We start from the raw sequence: 315 nt of genomic DNA on the forward strand, positions 1-315 counted from the left end.
TTTAACCTTCATGTCTACCACTGCACCTTGTTCTATAGAAGGTTTATAACACTCTTTGTATTTAGAAATGGCAATTAGATTATTTTCATCATCTAAATATCCTATTTCTCTTATCATAAACCCACCAACATTACTTGGTATAAGACTCTCTAATATTATACAATTTGGTGCAGTTTCATCTGTAGTTGTATTTCCGATATTGCCTTCCCATACCACATTTTTAAGAGCTGTCTGATTTTCAGTTGGAGTATATTCACTCCCTCCTCCATCACCAAGTTGAATTTTTACAAATCCCACTTTATTACCTGTGACACT

1 protein-coding gene is annotated in these 315 nt (G+C 33.7%); it reads right to left on the reverse strand.

Going from position 1 to position 315, the window contains the following annotated elements:
- Positions 1-315, reverse strand: a 315-nt coding sequence (locus KGF41_RS20675) for a phage tail protein (RefSeq protein ID WP_227857150.1), incomplete at both ends; no start/stop codon positions are given.

Origin of the sequence: Clostridioides sp. ZZV14-6150 (genome assembly GCF_020657875.1) — a bacterium.
GTDB lineage: Bacteria > Bacillota > Clostridia > Peptostreptococcales > Peptostreptococcaceae > Clostridioides.